Source organism: Kosmotoga olearia TBF 19.5.1, assembly GCF_000023325.1.
Lineage (GTDB): Bacteria > Thermotogota > Thermotogae > Petrotogales > Kosmotogaceae > Kosmotoga > Kosmotoga olearia.
Genome location: NC_012785.1, coordinates 1,730,128 through 1,750,096 on the forward strand (window position 1 = coordinate 1,730,128; position 19,969 = coordinate 1,750,096).

Annotated in this window: 18 protein-coding genes and 1 tRNA gene; 11 read left to right on the forward strand and 8 right to left on the reverse strand. The window is 41.0% G+C overall.

What is annotated here, in order from left to right:
- Positions 1-36: 36 nt before the first annotated feature.
- Genes KOLE_RS08135 through KOLE_RS08145 form a run of 3 tightly spaced genes read left to right on the forward strand, consistent with a single transcriptional unit; the run spans position 37 to position 3,479 of the window.
- Positions 37-963, forward strand: a complete 927-nt coding sequence (locus KOLE_RS08135) for a phospholipase D-like domain-containing protein (RefSeq protein WP_015868948.1) — start codon at positions 37-39, stop codon at positions 961-963.
- Entirely contained in the window at positions 953-2,689 is a 1,737-nt protein-coding gene (locus tag KOLE_RS08140) for an NAD+ synthase (protein ID WP_015868949.1), read from the forward strand. Before KOLE_RS08135 ends, KOLE_RS08140 begins: the two co-directional genes overlap by 11 nt.
- Positions 2,682-3,479 carry a Cof-type HAD-IIB family hydrolase gene (locus KOLE_RS08145; RefSeq protein ID WP_015868950.1) on the forward strand — a complete coding sequence of 266 codons (798 nt, stop codon included), beginning with the start codon at positions 2,682-2,684 and terminating at the stop codon, positions 3,477-3,479. Before KOLE_RS08140 ends, KOLE_RS08145 begins: the two co-directional genes overlap by 8 nt.
- Here the strand turns inward: KOLE_RS08145 and KOLE_RS08150 are convergent.
- Entirely contained in the window at positions 3,476-4,711 is a 1,236-nt protein-coding gene (locus KOLE_RS08150) for a hypothetical protein (protein ID WP_041288723.1), read from the reverse strand. The two genes, KOLE_RS08145 and KOLE_RS08150, sit on opposite strands and share 4 nt — an antisense overlap.
- The gene (locus KOLE_RS08155; protein WP_015868952.1) at positions 4,680-6,497 is read right to left on the reverse strand and encodes a PAS domain-containing protein; all 1,818 of its coding nucleotides are present in this window, start codon (positions 6,495-6,497) and stop codon (positions 4,680-4,682) included. The genes KOLE_RS08150 and KOLE_RS08155 overlap by 32 nt, the downstream gene beginning before the upstream one ends.
- Before the next feature lie 484 nt (positions 6,498-6,981).
- Between KOLE_RS08155 and KOLE_RS08160 the strand changes: the two genes are divergently transcribed.
- A complete protein-coding gene (locus KOLE_RS08160; protein WP_015868953.1) occupies positions 6,982-7,734 on the forward strand; it encodes an alpha/beta hydrolase in 753 nt (250 codons plus the stop codon).
- Positions 7,735-7,762: 28 nt separating this feature from the next.
- On the opposite strand, the gene KOLE_RS08165 is transcribed toward KOLE_RS08160, so the two are convergent.
- The 6 genes from KOLE_RS08165 to KOLE_RS08190 form a co-directional block, all read right to left on the reverse strand.
- Positions 7,763-7,839 (reverse strand) — tRNA-Thr (locus tag KOLE_RS08165).
- A gap of 56 nt (positions 7,840-7,895) precedes the next feature.
- Complete coding sequence (gene gcvPB, locus KOLE_RS08170) at positions 7,896-9,347, reverse strand: aminomethyl-transferring glycine dehydrogenase subunit GcvPB (RefSeq protein ID WP_015868954.1); 1,452 nt, start codon at positions 9,345-9,347, stop codon at positions 7,896-7,898.
- Positions 9,344-10,693, reverse strand: a complete 1,350-nt coding sequence (gene gcvPA / locus KOLE_RS08175) for an aminomethyl-transferring glycine dehydrogenase subunit GcvPA (protein ID WP_015868955.1) — start codon at positions 10,691-10,693, stop codon at positions 9,344-9,346. The genes gcvPB and gcvPA overlap by 4 nt, the downstream gene beginning before the upstream one ends.
- Before the next feature lies 1 nt (position 10,694).
- Positions 10,695-11,066 (reverse strand): glycine cleavage system protein GcvH, encoded by a 372-nt coding sequence (gcvH, locus tag KOLE_RS08180; RefSeq protein WP_015868956.1) that lies wholly within the window; start codon positions 11,064-11,066, stop codon positions 10,695-10,697.
- 19 nt (positions 11,067-11,085) lie between these two features.
- Positions 11,086-12,192 carry a glycine cleavage system aminomethyltransferase GcvT gene (gene gcvT / locus KOLE_RS08185; protein ID WP_015868957.1) on the reverse strand — a complete coding sequence of 369 codons (1,107 nt, stop codon included), beginning with the start codon at positions 12,190-12,192 and terminating at the stop codon, positions 11,086-11,088.
- Between the two features lie 3 nt (positions 12,193-12,195).
- Complete coding sequence (locus KOLE_RS08190) at positions 12,196-12,414, reverse strand: putative signal transducing protein (RefSeq protein WP_015868958.1); 219 nt, start codon at positions 12,412-12,414, stop codon at positions 12,196-12,198.
- A gap of 154 nt (positions 12,415-12,568) precedes the next feature.
- Here KOLE_RS08190 and pfkA point away from each other — a divergent pair, with 154 nt between their 5' ends.
- The 7 genes from pfkA to KOLE_RS08220 all read left to right on the forward strand — a co-directional run bounded on the left by pfkA (position 12,569) and on the right by KOLE_RS08220 (position 19,956).
- Complete coding sequence (pfkA, locus tag KOLE_RS08195) at positions 12,569-13,528, forward strand: 6-phosphofructokinase (RefSeq protein WP_041289001.1); 960 nt, start codon at positions 12,569-12,571, stop codon at positions 13,526-13,528.
- Positions 13,529-13,547: 19 nt separating this feature from the next.
- Complete coding sequence (pyk, locus tag KOLE_RS08200; RefSeq protein ID WP_015868960.1) at positions 13,548-14,966, forward strand: pyruvate kinase; 1,419 nt, start codon at positions 13,548-13,550, stop codon at positions 14,964-14,966.
- 239 nt (positions 14,967-15,205) lie between these two features.
- Positions 15,206-15,475 carry a co-chaperone GroES gene (gene groES, locus KOLE_RS08205; RefSeq protein WP_015868961.1) on the forward strand — a complete coding sequence of 90 codons (270 nt, stop codon included), beginning with the start codon at positions 15,206-15,208 and terminating at the stop codon, positions 15,473-15,475.
- A gap of 15 nt (positions 15,476-15,490) precedes the next feature.
- Positions 15,491-17,110, forward strand: coding sequence for a chaperonin GroEL (gene groL, locus KOLE_RS08210; protein WP_015868962.1), 1,620 nt, complete (start codon positions 15,491-15,493; stop codon positions 17,108-17,110).
- Between the two features lie 304 nt (positions 17,111-17,414).
- Positions 17,415-17,546 carry a hypothetical protein gene (locus KOLE_RS11830; RefSeq protein ID WP_015868963.1) on the forward strand — a complete coding sequence of 44 codons (132 nt, stop codon included), beginning with the start codon at positions 17,415-17,417 and terminating at the stop codon, positions 17,544-17,546.
- 237 nt (positions 17,547-17,783) lie between these two features.
- Positions 17,784-18,803 (forward strand): glycosyltransferase family 2 protein, encoded by a 1,020-nt coding sequence (locus KOLE_RS08215; RefSeq protein ID WP_237697560.1) that lies wholly within the window; start codon positions 17,784-17,786, stop codon positions 18,801-18,803.
- Between the two features lie 37 nt (positions 18,804-18,840).
- Positions 18,841-19,956 (forward strand): glycosyltransferase, encoded by a 1,116-nt coding sequence (locus KOLE_RS08220; protein ID WP_015868965.1) that lies wholly within the window; start codon positions 18,841-18,843, stop codon positions 19,954-19,956.
- The last annotated feature ends 13 nt before the right edge of the window (positions 19,957-19,969 follow it).

The following is a 19,969-nucleotide window of genomic DNA, read 5'->3' on the forward strand; positions in this document are numbered from 1 at the left end:
GGTTCCCCGTTTTTTCTTAATTTAAGGTGATTCTATATGAAAAGACAACTGTTTCTGTTCATCTTCATACTTTTTTTGGTTTCAATCACTAACGCAACATGGCGGGTTGTATCCACAGAAAATAGTGATGTACCTTACGAATTGGTGAAGCTTATTGATACGGCCGAAAGCACAGTTCTTTTGGTAGCTTATTCCCTTGATCTTGACAGGATAATCGAATCATTGAATGATGCAGTTGAGCGAGGCGTTTTTGTTGAGGCAATTGTTGACGATTCTTCTGTTACGAGGACACTGTCAAAAAAACCTAAATTCAAATTACTCACTGACAGTTCTTCAGCGTTGATTCACGCTAAGTTTTTACTGGTAGACAACAGTTTTCTTGTTTTTGGAACCGGGAACTTCTCTCAATCTGGACTGGTTGATGATTCCAATGTGTTCATAATAACTGATAATGAGGAGATTGTACAAGCGTTCACTGAAATATATTCGGCGGTCATTTCTGGAAATAATTATTTCGATGTTTTCCAAAGTATTGAAATTTATCTTACCCCTGCACCGGAATCCAAGAAGCGGGTTATTGAAGAGCTTACAAATGCAAAAGACGAGATTCTCTTTTTATCTTATGCTTTTACAGATCCCGAGATCCTCAGCGTTTTAAAACTCAAAAGCGCTCAGGGGATCGAGGTGAAAGGGGTTATTGATTCCTGGAACAAAAATTCTTCACCCGTCTTCAAATGGGTAACAACGGGAATGCGGGTGAGAGTCAACCCCAACGAGTGGAGGGTTCACGATAAGATAATAATTATCGATAGAAAAACCGCGATTTTTGGTTCCGCCAATCTCACTTTAAGTGCCTGGGAAAGAAATCGAGAAATCATTGTTATAATTGAATTGAAAGAGATTGTAGACAGGCTTATAAATCATTTTAACTACATCTGGGAGGTTTGTTCAAATGATAGTTAGACTTGGACTCGCACAGATCAACACCACAGTTGGGGATTTGAAAGGTAATGTAACGAAGATAAATGAATACATAGATCTTGCAGAGAAAAAAGGAGTTAGCATTCTTGTTTTTCCGGAATTGGCGATTACTGGTTATCCCCCAGAGGATCTCGTTCTGCGCACGGGGTTCATAAAAGATAATCTTTCAGCTCTTGAAAAGGTCAGAGAATATACAATAGATAAGGAACTTCTTGTGATTTTAGGATTCGTTGATTTTGACTTTGAGATATACAACGCCGCTGCGGTTCTTCATAACGGAGAAAAAGTCGCTGTTTATCGCAAAATGCATCTCCCAAATTATTCAGTTTTTGACGAAAAGCGATATTTTTCGGCCGGAAAAAAGGCTTTAATTCTGAGAAACAAAAACCTCCGCATTGGCGTGAACATCTGTGAGGATCTCTGGGTCCCTTCAGGGCCAATAAATGAACAAACGATATTCGGGGCAAACCTCATAATAAACCTTTCCGCTTCTCCGTTCACTGCCGGAAAGTCAAGAAAACGTTTGGAATTATTATCTACACGCGCTTCAGAATACTCCTGTGCAATCGCTTATTGCAACCTCGTTGGAGGCCAGGACGAGCTTGTTTTCGATGGATTGAGCGCGGTTGTTCTGCCAGACGGAAGGAGCTTCATAGCACGAGGGTTTGAGGAGGAACTGTTCATTACGGATCTGGACCTCGATATCGCAACTCGATACAATCTTTATGAAGGAAAGCGGAAAAGCTTCAAAGCGAATGCTGAACTGGAAGAAAAGGAAATAAGCTTCACACTTCGTGATAACATCGAGTTTTTGACTTCTCACAGGATAGCGGAAGGCATAGAGGAAATTTTCAATGCGCTTGTCCTTGGTTTGAGAGACTACGTAAAGAAAAATGGTTTTAGTACCGTGACCCTCGGTCTCAGTGGTGGTATGGATTCTTCTCTTGCAGCTTGTATAGCCGTTGAGGCACTCGGAAGGGAAAACGTTGTTGGTGTGTTGATGCCTTCAGAGTACACCTCCAACACGAGCATTGAAGATGCCAAAATGCTTGCAAAGAATCTCGGGATAAAAACCCTGACCGTTCCTATAACTGCGATTTATCATTCATATCTTGGAACGCTTTCTGATGCTTTTAAAGGAAGAGAACAGGATGTAACGGAAGAAAATATACAGGCACGAATAAGAGGCAACATCCTTATGGCACTTTCTAACAAATTCGGCTGGCTTGTTCTGGCAACCGGCAACAAGAGCGAACTGGCTACGGGGTATGCCACCCTTTATGGCGATATGGCTGGAGGCTTTGCCGTCCTTAAAGACGTATACAAAACGGACGTTTATAGATTGGCAGATTATTTCAACCGTACTAAGAAAACCGAGATAATCCCCAGAAGAGTTTTTGAAAAACCGCCTTCGGCTGAACTCCGGCCAAACCAGACAGATCAGGACACACTTCCTCCATACGAAACACTGGATAAAATCCTGAAACTTTTTATAGAGGAAGGGCTTTCAGCCAATGAAATACTCGAACATGGTTTCGATAATAATACTGTGAACTTCACGCTAAAGCTGCTTAAGAAAAATGAATATAAGCGAAGGCAGGGGGCACCTGGAATAAAAATTTCAAGGAGGGCCTTTGGAAAAGATTGGCGAATGCCGATAACTAACGATTATAATACAACATTTATGGATGGTGAAAACGGTGATTAATGGTGTCGTTATCGATATAGATGGAACTTTTATAGACAGCGAAGAGAAGATCCCGATAGAAAACCTTGAAGTTTTCAGAGAACTTGAGGCTAAAGGCTTACGAGTGATATTTGCCAGTGGTAGGATGCTTACTTCTGTGAAGAATTTTATATCGAAAATCTCTGATAAGGCTTATCCCATAATCGCGTATAACGGTGCTGTTGTGTATGTGAATGGTGAGAATATCTTTAATCAGGTACTCTTACAGGATACTGCTGTAAGGATCGTTGAGCGTGCCTTGAGTAACAATATGTATATTCAAGCATATGTTGACGACAGGTTAGTTGTTCCAAAAGACTGTGAAGAAGCTCGATCCTATGCTTCACATTCTGGTGTTGATTTTATGGTTGTTGAAGATTTGACAAATTATCTTTCTAAACACCCGACCATTAAACTTTTGATGATAGCTCCTTCAGAGCAAATTGATAACCTCAGATTGGAGTTCAGCGAAATTTTTCCTGAAGTCGATTTTGTAAGGTCTTTCAGTACATATCTTGATATTGTTCCCAAAGGGGTCTCGAAGGGGAAAGCCCTGGAGATTCTTTGCAAACACCTGGAGATCGATATCGGAAAATTAATAGCTTTTGGGGACAATGATAACGACATTTCGCTTTTTGAACGTTGTGGATTCTCTATTGCTATGGCAAATGCCACTCAAAGAGCAAAAAAGGCTGCCGATGTCATTGCACCTTCGAACGATGAAGCTGGATTTGCGAGAGTCATGAAAAAGCTTCTAACACTGTGCGATTAGAGTTTCTGGAGGATTTCCAGAACTTTGTGGCTTTTTCTGGCGAGAGAAAGATGTTTTGTAAGTGCTTTGAGATAGTATTCTTCGGCCCATGCCGGAGCGGTCTTCATTTCTTCCAGCACCGAAGATAAGAATTTTAAATCATGACCTCCTGATACGGTAGCGTCTATCGACAAAATCTCCTTGACGAGTTCATCTTTACTTGTAACTTCGTAATTTTGCTGGTCGTTACCCATCCCACAGCGTTCGTTTAGAACCCTCTCACAATACAATCCTTGAACGAAAAGGGCCTGTAGTGAACGTAGGTTTCTGTGTCTCTGGAAGTATTGCTCACTTGCGTGTAGATAATTGAAGAGATGGATGAAATAAAAGGTCGAATCAATACGCCTTTCAATCATGAACCTGAGCGCCGATAACGCCAGGGATTTTCTTACGGAGTCCGGGCTATATCCAGCATTCAAAGCCTTTTCCATTGTGGTTATTATTCCTCTGTTGTGATACAGTCCGTCGTAGATCAATTCAAACACGTCATCGTCAAACCTCATGGCATTTCCACACCATTTGTCGCTTAACGTGTAGTTCGCGGTTAACTCATCATAAAGGGGAAGAATGACCGGTTGTGAAGAAAGGTATCTAACCATCCAGTCGTAGAAATAGTCAGCATTTTTCGGGCACTTTATCACGAGTTTATAGGCTTTCTCAACAGCTATAGCTTTATGGCCGAGATTTCTCATTTGCCTTCGGGTTGTTTCTTCCACTTCGATTATTCCAAAGAAAAAGAGGAGATCTTCGAGTTCCGGTTTTAATGCGATTGCCTCTCCCTGAAGTTTTTTGAAAAGCGCTACGGCTTCCGGGGTCTGGCCATAAAACAAAGCCCTTCCAAATTCTTCGAGTTCGCCGTCGGCACTGGTTGATTTTTCAGGTTTTGTGTATTCCCATAGATATCGCTCTCGTATATTGTAAATCGCCTGAGACAGAGCAAGGAAAAGATGTTCCGGATAATGTTCTCCTATCTCGAAAGAAGCGGAAAGAACCAGAAGAGCATGGTTTGTGGGTATCGATTTCAGATTGCTCCCTTCTCTGTCCCACTCCACATAACTCTTTTTCCAGATCCTGAATTTCATTTCCCTTACGAGAAAATCCACCAGACTCTCGAGTTTTTCTTTTTCTACCGCACGCTTTATTTTTTTGAATAGCAGGAGCTCATCCATGTTCTTTAGCTGTTCCTGTCTCATAGTTTCCCTCCGAATCCTCTTTTTCTTTTCTTTTTAGAGGAATAATAATAACATCAGCCATAAAATATCCTTCCTCATTTTTAAGACGGACGATGATTGTATCGACTGAGTACGATTTTTTGCCTCCGAATAAATGAATAAGCCGGCCTTTCCAGAAGCCATTGCTAGAGATTTCCTTCTTTACAAGATTTCTTTCTTTCAAAGTTATCTTCACGAAATTGGGTACTAATTTTTTTCCATGAACCTCGGATAAATCCGTGAATCCATTGTGTTTGAGCCACTGGTTGTTAGCGTAAATAATACGACCTTCAAGATCCACAGCAACCAGCATTTGTTGCATATGATACAGCAAGTCAGATTTCCTTAGGAGTTCGCCAAGTAATTTGTTCAGATGTTCGTTTGTTCTTATGGCGAAAACAACCGCAATTTCTTCTCCTTGAACATTTTTAACTATTTGTGAGGAATATTCAATGAGTATTTTTGTGCCCTTTTCGTCGACCACTTCCAGTAGTTCGTTATCGGTAATTTCTTTCTTTTTCCACACAAGCGTTATGAAGTTTTTCAAAAGTTTGGGTTTTATGTCTTCTGCCTGTAATCCATAAACGCTGTCGAACTCCACCTTAAAGAACCTTTCGGCGGCTTCGTTCATGTATATAAGTCTACCATTAATATCTAAAGCAAAAGCAACCTCTCTCACATTCTTCAGAATCAGTGAATGCAGTTCCAGTTTTTCTTGAAGCTTTCTTCTTTCTGTTACATCCATTGCGACTACAAGCTCAAGTTTCCCCAGCTCAGTTTCGATTAGAGTCCTTTTGGTACTCGTAATGAAGAGACTGCCATTCCTTTTTATCCGCCATTCATCGCCTTCCCATCGTTTGTTTTTTCTAAGGATGTTCTTTTGTTCTTCAAGCTCTTTCTCAGTAAATTTTAAATACAATCTTTCAGGGGTGCCTAACATTTCTTCGAGTTCGTATCCGTGGGATTTCGCCGCGAATTGGTTGAGATAAACGATTTTTCCTTCTTTATCAAGCGCCATGGCTATTTCTTCGGCATTGTCCAGAAAATTCCACTGAAAGGCGATTTCTTCGCGATTCCTTTTTTCCTGGGTTATATCCATAAATGTGAATTGTGAGACAACCTCTGCGCCATAGACCATTTCTGAAGTGTTGCACCTAACATAGCGTATATCGCCTAAAGAGGTCTTCAGGGTAGTTTCCAAACATTTGATGCTTCCGGAATTGAGTTTTTTTATTGTTTTGACATTGGTTGTTAATTCATCAAAGACCATTCTGGAGAGCTCGTCTTCAGAATATCCAAGGATATTCTGGGCGACACGGTTAGAAAAAATAATCCTATGATCTCTCTTTCTTATCACAAGGATACCACAGCCCATACTGTTAACGAGATTAAAATACTTTTCTTTCTCGAATTTCAGCCTCCTTTCAAGACCTTGTTTCTCAAGCATGAAGAAAACAACACTGCTGAGATAATGTAAATAACCGGGACCTTTGATCAGGTATTCAAAAGTCTTTAAATTGTATTTTTTTACCTTTTCGATATCTGAAAGCAAGAACAAATAAGGTACATTGCCTTCACGGCACTTTTGGAGGATTTCCGTGTTTAAAAAGTCAAACACGAGAAGGTCTGAATATTTCCATAGGTCATCGTTAATCTCTTCGATATATCTAACATCAAAGCTATCCGGGAAGGCTTCCAGGAGCCTTTTTGCATCTTTCTGACTTTTGCCTACGAGTATAATTCGGGAACCATATGTAACCTCTAACAAAAAGTATCACCTCTTCATTTCCTGAATAAGGAAAACACTCCTCCTTACATTACAGCCAGGTTCCCTTAAAGTAATTTAGAATCCTGCTGAACTTGTCAATCTAATTTTAACACAAGACCACTCATATCTCGCATTTCACTGTTTTGGAGGATGTAAGTAAGGAGAATCAGAGCATTTGTTGTTCTGTTTGTTCAAAAAAGTTTTTTTGGAAAAAGTTGTAAACAAACAAGAATCCGGGATAGGAGACAATTTTAGCCAGAATTAGTAGGTTACTTTAGTATAATGAATGTATATCAAACGATTTGTCACAACATTTCTTACAAGGTAAAACATAGAGGCGAGAGAATGAGGCGGTTTATTTTCCTGGTAGTTTTGGTGATTCTTGCAGTTTTTGGAAGTTGGATTTAAAGAACCTGTTAGGTATAATACATGAATAAAACAAGTCTAATAAAACAAGTCTGATGCATAGCTTGAGGTGATGTTAATGTTTAATTTTTCGAGAACTCCGAAAGTAATGAAAGGTGCGGAAAGTATCCATCTGGAAGGCAATGATAACGCTGTTCTCTTGATTCATGGTTTTACAGGAAGCCCTTTTGAGCTCAAAGAACTTGCTCATTGTTTGAACGAAAGCGGTTACTCCGTGGATGTCCCAAGGCTGCCCGGTCATGGTACGGTTATTGAAGATATGCTAACAACAAGGTATCAGGATTGGCTGAGAAAGGTAGTCGATGCGTACATTGATTTGAAATCGAAGTACAAAAAAGTTTTTGTGGGCGGGCTCTCCATGGGTGGAACGCTTACATTGGCGTTAGCTGAGATATTTGGTGATATCGATGGGATATTCCCTCTGGCTGCCCCTATAAAACTGAACAGAATGGACTTAAAACTAACGTGGTTAATGAAGTATTTTGTCAAAACTCGGCCAAAAGACCCAAAGGGCAACGTTGAAACTGTTTCGTATGATGCCGATCCTATACCTCAGGCGTGGGAAATGAACAAACTTATGGCAATGGTTAGAAAGAATTTGAGAAGGGTGACAGCCCCCTGTCTCGTGGTTTATTCTAAAAAAGATGGAACCGTACCGTATAGCAATGCAGAGCTTGTATACCACGGTATTTCATCGGAGAAGAGGAAGCTTGTGTCCCTTGAAGAAAGTGGTCATATAATTACCATGGATGTAGAAAAAGAAAAGGTTTCGTCGTCTGTGATGGAATTCATAAGAAAAATAGAAAAATAACAAGCCCCCTGGTCGGGGGCTTGTTTGGTGGAGCAGGCGATGAGACTCGAACTCACAACCTCCGCCTTACCAAGGCGGCGCTCCACCGATTGAAGCTACGCCTGCTCGTTCAGTGAGTATAATATCATAGACCTTAAAATCTTTCAACCCGTCATCCTGGGTTATTGTTCTTTGGGTATCCATCTTACCTTTGGCTTTCTGGAAGCCGTAACTTCATCAAGGCGTTTTATAGGTGTGTTGTACGGGGCATTTTTAACGAATTCCGGATCTTTTTTTGCTTCTTCAAGGATCTTTTTTACCACCTCAACGAAATGGTCAAGATTATCTTTGTTTTCTGTTTCTGTTGGTTCTATCATTAAGGCTTCATGAACGATAAGAGGGAAGTATATAGTTGGTGGGTGTACACCGTAGTCCAGCATCCTTTTAGCGAGGTCGAGAGTCTTGATCCCATATTCCTTGACTAATTTTGTGCCATCGAGTACAAACTCGTGTTTGCACAAACCTGGATAAGCTGTTGGTATCAATTCAGAGAGCCTTGTCCTGAGATAGTTAGCATTTAGAACAGCTATCTCACTTGCATAGGTTAGACCATCTTTACCAAGCATAAGAATATAAGCCAATGCCTTAACAACCACGCCAAAATTTCCATAGAAACTCCTAATTCTTCCGATAGAATGTGAGAGATCGGTTTTCAGGATGTAACCCTCGTCTGTTAAATCCACTACAGGTATCGGGAGAAACTCCTTCAAATGACCTTTAACGCCCACCGGCCCGCTTCCTGGACCTCCCATGCCGTGCGGTGTGGAGAATGTCTTATGCAGGTTGAGATGGACTATATCGAACCCCATGTCGCCGGGCCTGACCTTTCCCATAATAGCGTTCAGGTTAGCCCCGTCATAATAGAGGAGGGTGCCATTTTTATGGGCCATTTCAGCAATTTTTATAATGTCCTTTTCAAACAAACCCAGGGTGTTCGGGTTTGTAAGCATTATAGCTGCGACACTTTCATCCAGAGCAGCCTCGAGGTTATCGAGATCAATTATTCCATTATCGTTGGACTTGATTTCTACTACCTGGAATCCGGCCATAGAAGCCGATGCAGGATTTGTACCGTGAGCCGAATCCGGGACGATGACCTTTGTTCTTTGATTCTCACCCTTTACCTCGAAATACTTTTTGACTATAAGCATTCCTGTCAATTCTCCGTGGGCGCCTGCAGCGGGTTGAAGAGTGAAGGCATCCATACCAGTAATCTCTGAAAGGAGAGTTTGGAGCCTGTACATGACCTCTAGAGCGCCTTGAACTTTTTCAATGGGTTCGTAAGGATGAAGCAACGAAAAACCTTCGAGTGCGGCGATTTTTTCATTGAGTTTAGGGTTGTATTTCATGGTACATGAACCTAACGGATAGAATCCGTTATCCACTGAATAGTTCTTTCTGGTTAACTCAGTATAATGCCTAACAACATCTATTTCACTGCACTCAGGGAGTCCTGGTAATTCTTTCCTTAAAAGATGTTCAGGTATGTAGTCTGAAGGACGAATTTCGTCTTTTTTCTCCTCGGGTAGTGTGTATCCTGTTCTTCCAGTGACTGATTTTTCGAATATAGTCATAATATCTCCTCCAGACGTCCAAGAAGAAACTCGATATCTGCATTTCTTACAGCTTCCGTGGTGCAGAAAAGCGCACAACTTTTCATCTCTGGATACCATTTCTCTAGATTCAAAGGTCCGAGAATTTTATGTTTCATGAGTTCCGAATTAATAAATTCCACATCTTTGTTAAAACTTATAACGAATTCATGGAAGAATGGCCCACTGAATACCTCCGTAACTCCTTCGAGCTTCAGTAATCTTTCTTTCAACGAATGCGCTTTGGCGAAGGATTGTTCAGCTACCTCACGAAGCCCTTCTTTTCCCATAACACTCATATATATGGCAGCAGTAACAGCATTGTGGGCATGATTGGAACAAATATTAGATGTTGCTTTACTTCTCCTGATATGTTGTTCCCTCGTTTGAAGCACCATAACGTACCCTGTTCTTCCTTCAGTATCTTTTGTCTCTCCAATGATTCTTCCTGGCATCTTTCGGATGTATTTTTCCAAAGTAGCAAAGAAACCAAAACCAGGGCCACCGAAGTTTGGAGGGTTTCCCAGTGGCTGACCTTCACCGACAACGATATCGGCACCAAGCTTTCCAGGGGCCTCAAGAAGTGATAGTGCAATCGGATTAGCTACAACTATGAACATAACTTTTTCCGGAAGCAACTCACGAATAATTTTTAGATCCTCAATTACTCCGAAAAAATTCGGATAACCAACAATTACTCCGGAAACATCATCTGTGAGTTTTGATTTGAGTGTTTCAAGGTCGATATTCCCGCTGTTTTTATCAAAGTTGACTTCTTCAACCTTTATGTTTTGTCCAGAACAATAGGTTCTGATGACTTCCCTATATTCAGGATGCACATTTTTTGCAACAATAATTTTATCTTTCCTATTTGTCCTTACGGCCATAAGAGCCGCTTCAGCGACAGCTGTTGCCCCATCATACATAGAAGAATTGGCGACTTCCATTCCTGTAAGCTCAACGATCATCGTCTGGAACTCGTAAAGAGCTTGCAAGGTCCCCTGGGAAACCTCAGCCTGATAAGGCGTGTAAGCAGTGAGAAATTCGCTTCGAGATGCGAGAGCTTGAACTACAAATGGAATGTAATGATGATATATACCACCACCACGAAACACTGCCAGTTGTTCGAGATTTGTATTTCTTTCGGCAAGAGATTTCATTTCACGATAAACACTGAATTCATCCGAACCTTTTGGTAGAGCGAGTTCAAAATCAAAAACCTTCGGAACATCTGAAAAAAGCTCCTCAATACTGGGAACTCCTATCGTTTCTAACATCGATTTTATTTCTTCCGGGGTGTGAGGAATGTAAGAATGACGTTCTTTCATGTCATTCCTCCTCTTTACAAAAAGCCTTGTACTCCTCTTCGTCCATGAGCTCGTTGAGTTCATCAGAATTTGAAAGCTTTATCTTAAAAAGCCAGCCTTCTCCTTCTGCATCCTGATTTATGAGTTCTGGTGTCGTGTCAAGTTCTTCATTGATTTCAACAATTTCACCGGATACAGGAGCGTAAATATCACTTGCAGCCTTAACAGATTCAACCGTACAAACAACCTCTTCTTTACTCACAGTTTTTCCAATTTCCGGAAGTTCAACATAAACAATATCTCCGAGATGTTCCTGGGCGTAATTCGTTATGCCTACTGTTCCAATTTCACCTTCGATGGAAATCCATTCATGAGACTTTGCAAACTTTTTCATGACAGATAACCTCCTTTTATTAACCTTTTGATTTTACTGAACCTCTATAAAATGGTGTTTTGGTTACAACCGCTTTTACCATCTTGCTCCTTATCTTAATCTCAACTTCTGTTCCTCTTTTCCAGTATCCTTTCTTGAGATAGGCCAGGGCCACTGGCTTTTTCAATGTCGGCGAAAGCATTCCACTGCTTACCCAACCAATTTTTTCTCCATCAGCGTACACCTCGTAACCGTGCCTCGGGATACCTTTTTCAACGAGCTCTATTCCGCGAAGCTTGTATTCCAAGCCGTTTTCCAACTGCTTCAGAAGTTTGTCCTTTCCGATGAAATCTTTGTCCAACTTCACTGTCCATTTAAGGCCTGCCTCTAGAGGAGTTATCTCGTCGTTGAGCTCATTACCGTACAACATATAACAGGCTTCAAATCTCAATGTATCTCTTGCTCCAAGCCCGATGGGTTTAACGCCATAGGGGGCACCTATCTCAAGGATCTTTCGCCAGAGGGGAACAGCCCCTTCAGGAGATGTGTAGAGCTCAAACCCATCCTCTCCGGTATAGCCTGTTCTGGAGATGATACAATCGATTCCAACAACCTTTCCTTCTGTGAAATGATAGAAAGGAATTTCGCTGAGTTTTACCTGTGCTATTTCCTGCAAAAATTCTTCCGCCCGGGGGCCTTGGAAGGCCAGCTGAGCTGTTTCAGAAGAGATGTTTTTGACTTCGACATTGAATCTGGCAGAGTGTTTTTTTACCCACTCAAAATCTTTGTCTGTATTTGCCGCATTAACCACGAAAAGGATCTTGTCCTCAGAGAACCTGTACACAAGGAGGTCGTCTACAACGCCGCCGTTTTCGTTACACATGGGTGTGTAACAAATCTCGCCATTTTTTAAACCGGAAACGGAATTCGTTACAAGATAATCTGCAAAAATAAGTGCGTTTGGTCCGGTGATCTCAATCTCCCCCATGTGAGAAACATCGAACAGCCCGGCTATGTTCCTCACCGTGTTATGCTCATCAAGTATAGAGGTATATTGCACAGGCATTTCCCAGCCCGCAAAATCCACCATTTGCGCGTCCAGTCGCAGATGTTCTTGATAAAGAGGAGTTCTTTTAAGTTTTTCCATCGGTTATTGCTCCTTTCCTCTATATTCTTTGAGAATATTCTTTGCTTTTTCCAACATTTCATCGGGTACAAGTACATCCGTGATTGAACCTTCCCCAAAGTAGATTGTATCAGTGTATGCAATGTCCGAAGGTTGCAATCTCACCTCAATTCCTTCATTTTCAAGAATGCCTTTGATCAGCTTTGCTTCATAGAGCTGAATAGCTTCTTTAAGCTTTTTCATGGCTTTCACCTCACTTCCGATTAATTATAGCACCGACCGATAAACTTAGTTAATCAACATAAAGCCTTAGCTTAAATGAGATAAGGCGATTAATGTGCTATAATCACGCCAGATTTTAGTATGCGAATACTATCGCAAGGAGGTATCAATAATGATAAAGAAAATTGCTGTAATGACAAGTGGTGGGGATGCCCCGGGAATGAACGCTGCGATAAGGGCGGCTGTGAGAACTGCCGTCACTGAAAACATAGAGATTGTGGGAATTAAAAGAGGGTACTCCGGGCTTTTAGACGAGGATTTCATAGAGATGAGCTACGCATCTGTTGGCGGGATTATGGAAAAGGGAGGTACAATTCTCAGGAGTTCCAGGTGCGAAGAGTTTCAAACCACTGAAGGCAGGAAGAGAGCGGCAGAAATATTGAAAAAATACGGTATAGAAGCATTGGTAGTAATAGGAGGAGAAGGGAGTCTCACCGGGGCCATGCTTCTTTCGGAAGAAAATGACATTCCCGTAATCGGCATCCCAGGGACGATAGACAACGATATAGCGCACACGGATATGTGTATCGGAGTAGATACCTGTTTGAATACCGTTATTGGCAACATTCAAAAACTCAAAGATACCGCTTCATCTCATGAAAGGGCCTTTATAGTAGAGGTTATGGGCAGGCATTCGGGTTATATCGCTCTTGCTTCCGGATTAGCAACGGGCGCGGAAGCAATACTGATCCCGGAAATCCCGGTAGATTATGATGCCATAGCGGAAAAACTCTGGAACGAAAGGAAACGCGGGAAAATAAATTGCATTGTCGTGGTTGCTGAAGGTGTGGCAAGTGCCTATACGGTCGCAAGGCATATGGAACATCGAATAGGCTATGAGACGAGAATAACCATTCTTGGACACGTCCAGCGTGGTGGCTCTCCGACTGCTTTTGACCGCATCCTTGCTTCAAGAATGGGTTACGAAGCGATAAAGGCGCTTCAGGAAGAAGACTTCGGCACAATGATTGCCCTCCAATCAGGAAAGATGGTAAGAATACCTTTGAAAAAGGTTCTTTCCGAGAAGAAAAAAATCGATGAAAAACTAATAGAAATGTCAAAAATCCTTTCGTAGGATCGTAGGAGGAGACACCATGAGGAAGACGAAAATAGTTTGTACTGTTGGGCCGGCAACAGAAAATCCCGATATGTTAAAAAAACTCATAGAAGCTGGCATGAATGTGGTGAGATTAAACACTTCGCATGATGATTTAGAACATCATCGTCGGAGAATTAGAACAGTTAAGAAAATTCGTGAAGAACTTGCTGTGCCTATCACTATATTACTTGACCTTGCCGGCCCAAAGATAAGGACGGGAGACTTTTCTTCAGATACGGTTGTTCTTAAGAAAGGAGACCTATTCACTCTCACGACAGAGGATATTGTTGGTGATGATAAGCGAGTGAGTGTAAGTTACAAAAAACTACCATCTGAAGTTAATTCTGGAGACTTCATCCTCGTAAACGACGGAAAAATAAAGTTGAAGGTTGTAGAAACGAACGAGACAGAGATAAAAACCACCGTCGTTAACGGTGGGGAAATAACGCACCGTAGAGGAATAAACGTTCCTGGAATCGATCTTGGAATAGAAGCTCTTACTTTAAAGGATAAGGAATTTATAAAGTTGGGCATCGAAGAAGGCGTAGACTACTTTGCACTGTCTTTTGTCAGGAAACCCGAGGATGTTATCGAAGCTAAGAAGATCATTTCAAGCTTTGGTGGCAGCATTCCGATAATTTCGAAAATAGAAACAGTGCAGGCTCTAAAAAGAATAGAGTCTATCGCTGAGGTCTCAGATGGTCTTATGGTAGCTCGGGGTGATCTTGGTGTCGAAATTCCTGTGGAAGAAGTTCCAATAGCTCAAAAAAAGATAATACGCGCAGGAAATAAAAATAGAATCCCGGTAATAACAGCTACTCAAATGCTTGAATCAATGATAGAAAACCCTGTTCCTACAAGAGCAGAGACCACGGACATCTCCAATGCAATAATCGATGGAACCGATGCGGTGATGCTCTCAGCCGAAACCTCTGTTGGCAAATATCCTATCGAAGCAGTGAGTGTAATGCATAAAACCGCATTGTCCACAGAAAAGTATATTCGTGCCCACCCCTATCTTCTCCAATGGACTCGCGAAGATGTTGTCACCGACGACCATACGGACGCTATATGCCGCGCGGCGTGGGATATAAGCGAAACATTAAAAATAAAGCTTATCGTTTCGTCTACCTATACAGGGCACACGGCAATAAACGTTTCCGGTTTCAGACCACGTTCGCACATTCTGGCAGTTACCCCAAACAAGAATACGTACCACCGCCTTGGAATGGTCTGGGGTGTAACACCCATGCTATTAGAGCTCGGTTCAACGATAGACGAAATGGTGAAGATTGCCAGTGAAAAGGCCAGAAAGCTCGACCTTCTTGATCCGGGAGATAATTTCATAATCACTGCTGGTGTTCCACTTGGCAAGGCTAACACTACCAATATGTTGAAACTCGAAAGAGCTTAAATTGACAATTAACCCATAGAAATGAAACTAAGAGGATTGCTTGCATTTTTAATAGAAATACGTAGTTTTACTAGTATAATCGGCTTTATTTCCGCATATTACAGAATATTCGCGTGTTATTCGTTATTTTTGTTCTTGAAGAATAACTATGTCTGGTTTATCATTAAATTAGCAGACTCATATAAAGAGTGCTAATTTATAAAAATCAGAATTTATAAAAGTCGAAAGGAGGTAACAGTATGAAGGTTATTCCACTCGGAGAGAGACTTCTCATCAAGCCAATAAAGGAAGAGAAAAGAACAGAGGGCGGTATTGTTCTTCCCGATACTGCCAAAGAGAAACCGATGAAGGCAGAGGTTATTGAAATTGGTAAGGACGTCGAGGATATCGATATCAAAGTTGGCGATAAGGTTATATTTTCCAAATACGCCGGTACTGAGATCAAGATCGATGACGAAGACTATATATTGATTGATCAGGATGATATTCTTGCCAAAGTCGAAGAATGAAAGGGGGTAGTGTGAATGCCAAAGATTCTTAAATTCAGTGAAGAAGCGAGAAGGTCTCTCGAAAGAGGTGTTGACGCTGTTGCAGAAGCTGTTAAGATAACCCTTGGTCCTAAAGGGAGAAACGTTGTTCTTGAAAAGAGCTGGGGCTCTCCAACCATCACGAACGACGGTGTTTCCATTGCCAAAGAGATCGAACTCGAAGATAAGTTTGAAAACCTTGGAGCTCAGCTCGTTAAAGAAGTTGCCTCCAAAACAAATGATATAGCCGGTGACGGTACAACCACCGCAACAGTTCTTGCACAGGCCATGATTAAAGAAGGTCTGAAAAACGTTGCTGCCGGTGCTAACCCGATACTTGTCAAAAAAGGAATCGAAAAGGCTGTTACCAAGGCCGTTGAAGAGATCCGCTCTATGTCCAAGAAACTTTCCAGCAGAGAGGATATAGCCCATGTTGCTGCTATTTCTGCCAACGATCCCGAGATCGGTGAACTCATAGCTGAAGCGATGGACAAGGTTGGAGAAGACGGAGTTATTACCGTTGAAGACTCCAAAACCCTCGAAACCTACGTGGAATTTGTTGAAGGTATGCAGTTCGACAGGGGTTACATCTCTCCATACTTCGTCACCGACCCCGAAAAGATGGAAGCTGTTATAAAAGAACCCTATATCCTCATCACCGACAAGAAACTTTCTGCGGTCAAACCCCTTGTTCCTATACTTGAAAAAGTCGCACAGACCGGTAAACCTCTCGTAATTATCGCAGAGGATGTCGAAGGTGAGGCTCTGTCTACCCTGGTTCTCAACAAACTGAGGGGTACTCTTGAGTCTATCGCAGTTAAGGCACCTGGATTTGGCGACAGAAGAAAAGCCATGCTTCAGGATATCGCCATCCTGACCGGTGGAACTGTTATCAGTGAAGAGGTCGGCCTTACACTTGAAAATGCCACACTTGATGATCTTGGTACCGCTGGAATGGTGAAGGTCAAGAAAGACGATACCATCATTGTTGATGGAAAAGGTGAACCCGAAAAGATCAAACAGAGAATAGGTCAGATTAAAGCTCAGATCGAACAGACAACATCTGAATACGAAAAGGAAACCCTTCAGGAGAGACTCGCGAAACTCGCCGGTGGTGTTGCCGTTATCAAGGTCGGTGCTGCAACAGAAACCGAACTCAAAGAGAAGAAGCACAGAATCGAAGATGCTCTCAGCGCTACTAGAGCAGCTGTCGAGGAAGGAATCGTGGCCGGTGGTGGCGTTGCTCTGGCGAGAGCTAAAAAGACCGTTGAAAAACTCATCGATGAGGTTGAAGATCCTGACATGAAGATCGGTGTTAAGATCGTTTACAAGTCTCTTGATGTTCCGATGAGACAGATCGCTGCTAACGCCGGTCTTGACGGAGCTGTCATCGTTGACAAAGTTCTTTCTGTTGACGATCCGTCCCATGGATACGATGCACTCCGTGACAAATTTACCGACATGTTTGAAGCTGGAATCGTCGATCCAGTCAAGGTTACAAGGAGCGCTCTCCAGAATGCAGCATCTATTGCTGGTATTCTACTTACAACAGAGGCTGCTGTTGTTGAGAAACCCGAAGAGAAGAAAGAAACTACCCCACCGATGCCAGAGTACTGATGAAGTAATCCATTGAATCAATTAAGGGAGAGCGTTTAACGCTCTCCCTTTTTGTTCCTCAGGCACATAACAACAACTCTAATTTCAGTTGATACATCCATCCTGAAGGTAAACACATTCACCCCTGAGCACACATGGGATTATAGAAATCGCAATTACGGATAGTAGGGTGTGATTATCTGGCGTTAACTAAAGTAACAAGAAATATACGCCGGTATACGTTGATTTTCTCCCGAATTCGTGGTATTATTATATTAGATTATTTAGGATTCGACGCGTGAAATCATCAAGGAGGTGAGAAGCGATGAGAGAAGAAAGAAAAACAATCTTCAGAACCAAAGACGATCTCAGGATCAAAACTGATGAAGAGCTCAACCTCCTGGAAGTAACGTTCAAAGACAGGAAAAATCTGCCTCTTTCCAAGCTTCAGGGTTGAAGCTTCAGAGGAAATAGCATCGCTATTTCCTCGCTCCCCCACTTTTTTCCTCCATTGCTTTTGATAATTTGTCATTTTGGAATTAAACAGTTCAATTTTGAATATAAAGTTCAGTTAATGTATAGTGATGTATAATTTCTTTAGAGGCTTTACCTAACCCCTCGGTATTTCAATGTAGAAGAGGGGATTCTGTTGTTTATAGCTTTAATGAGAGATAGCTCACAACGATCAAAAGGAGTGTCTTCTTTGGAATTGCCAACCGTTTCAGTTATTATTCCGGTAAGAAACGAAGAGAATTTTATTGGAAAATGCATAGAGTCTTTTCTGGATCAAGCTTATCCTGAAAATAGGTTTGAAATAATTGTTGTAGATGGAATGAGTGAGGATAATACGAGAACAATTGTAAAGGAGTATATGTCTCGTTATAAAAACATAAGACTGTATGATAACCCGGATAAATACACACCAAATGCTTTGAACATAGGTATTAAAAATGCTTCCGGAAAAATCATTATGCTTGCCAGTTCCCACGCAATATACTCCAGAGACTACATCTCCACCTGTGCGCAAAAAATTGTCGAAGAAAAAGCGGAGATTGTCGGCGGAAAGATGATAACACTTCCCAGAAATAGTAGTATAAAAGCAAAGGTAATAGCCTCTGTATTGAGTAATCCTTTTGGTGTTGGTGGCGCCAAATACAGAATCAGATGTGATAAAGAATCTTATGTTGATACCGTTGCTTACGGGCTTTATAAAAAAGAACTTTTTGATAAAGCCGGACTCTTCAACGAAAATTTGGTGCGAAATCAGGATATCGAAATGAATCTGCGTTTAAAGAGAATTGGAGCCAGAACTTTGTTGGTACCTCAAGTAAGTTCGTATTATTATGCTAGAGATACTTTTACAAGTTTGTGGAAGAATAATTTTGCGAATGGTTTCTGGGTAATATACAGCACGAAGTTTGCAAAAGTACCCTTTTCTTTTAGACATTTAATCCCTCTTTTCTTTGTTCTGTTTTTGGTTTTAGGATGTTTTCTGTCGATGTTTAGTCCCATCCTGGCTAAACTTTATATGGTTGTATTGGGATTGTATATGTTGCTAAACGTGTATTTTTCTCTGAAGATAAGCTTTAGACTTAAAAATTTGCTGGCATTTCCATTGGCTTTCTTTACTTTTCTTAGTTTGCATGTTTCTTATGGGATAGGTTCTTTAATGGCTTTGATCAAGCTAATTTTTGTACGACGTTCATACCAGTAAAAATTAGGTGGCACCACAAATGCCCTGGAGGTTAGTTATGCAGATAGTTGTTGTAGGATATCTTCATAAGAAAATGGATAAAAGGGTTTTTAGGACGGTAAAGGCTTTTTCGAGACACTTCAAAGTACTATACATTTATTGGACAGAGGATGCAAGTGAAAAATCTTACACAGAGGGAAACATTGAATATTTGCCAGTTTACCACAAACTGTGTACAAACCCCTTTAAGGAGTTTGTGAACAGGTACAAGTACGAAAGAGAGGTTTTGAGAATTGTTGATAAATTGTCATTTGACCTTGCTTATATACACCACTTTGCTACCGTAAAACCCTTGGCTATTTTTCGATTGCTTTCCAGAAAGAACGTAAAAATAATTACCGATTTTCATGAATATGTTCCAGAGGAATATCTTTTTGGAGTTGAACAAATTCCTAGATCTATAAAAATGTGGTTGGGACAAAAGCTATACAGACATATGATAATGAAGTCAGACGGAACTGTTTTCGTTTCAAAGAAATTCTTGGAAGATGCTAAAGAATGGAAACCTGATTTGAAGGCTTTTAACTTTCCAAATTACGGGAATCTTAAAATTCCACCAATTAACCAAATCAAAAGACAAAAAGAAGTGATTTTTGCTGGGACTACGGAAAGAAAAATAGAAAATGAATTGAAAATATTTGAAATATTAAATTCCAAAGGATTTTCGATTGTTTCCATTGGCACTGATATAAAGGCTCCTTTCGAAATAAAGAAGCTCCCCTTTTTGAAATATGAGAAGATGATAGAAAGAATTTCTAATGCAGCATTTTCAATAGTCTCGTATAGTTGTAGAAATAAGAAAGGAAATTACTTGAACAAATACGTGTATTCCATGCCAAATAAGTTCTTTGATTCGATAGCTGCGGGAACACCGGTGATACTCGATAAAGATTTTTTGGGTATGAGAGAATTAATTGAAAATGACGGAATCGGTGTTGTAATAGATCGAGATAATCCAAAAGAAAGTGCGGAAAAAATTACAGCCTTTTGGGAAAGTAAAGTGGAATATGAAAAACTTCTATTAAACATAAGTCGAAAGCAAGACCATTATGTTTGGAATGAAAAGAAAGAAAGAGAATTTATCGATTTTATCATGAGAGTTATAGATTCCTAAGAAAGGAAGAGAT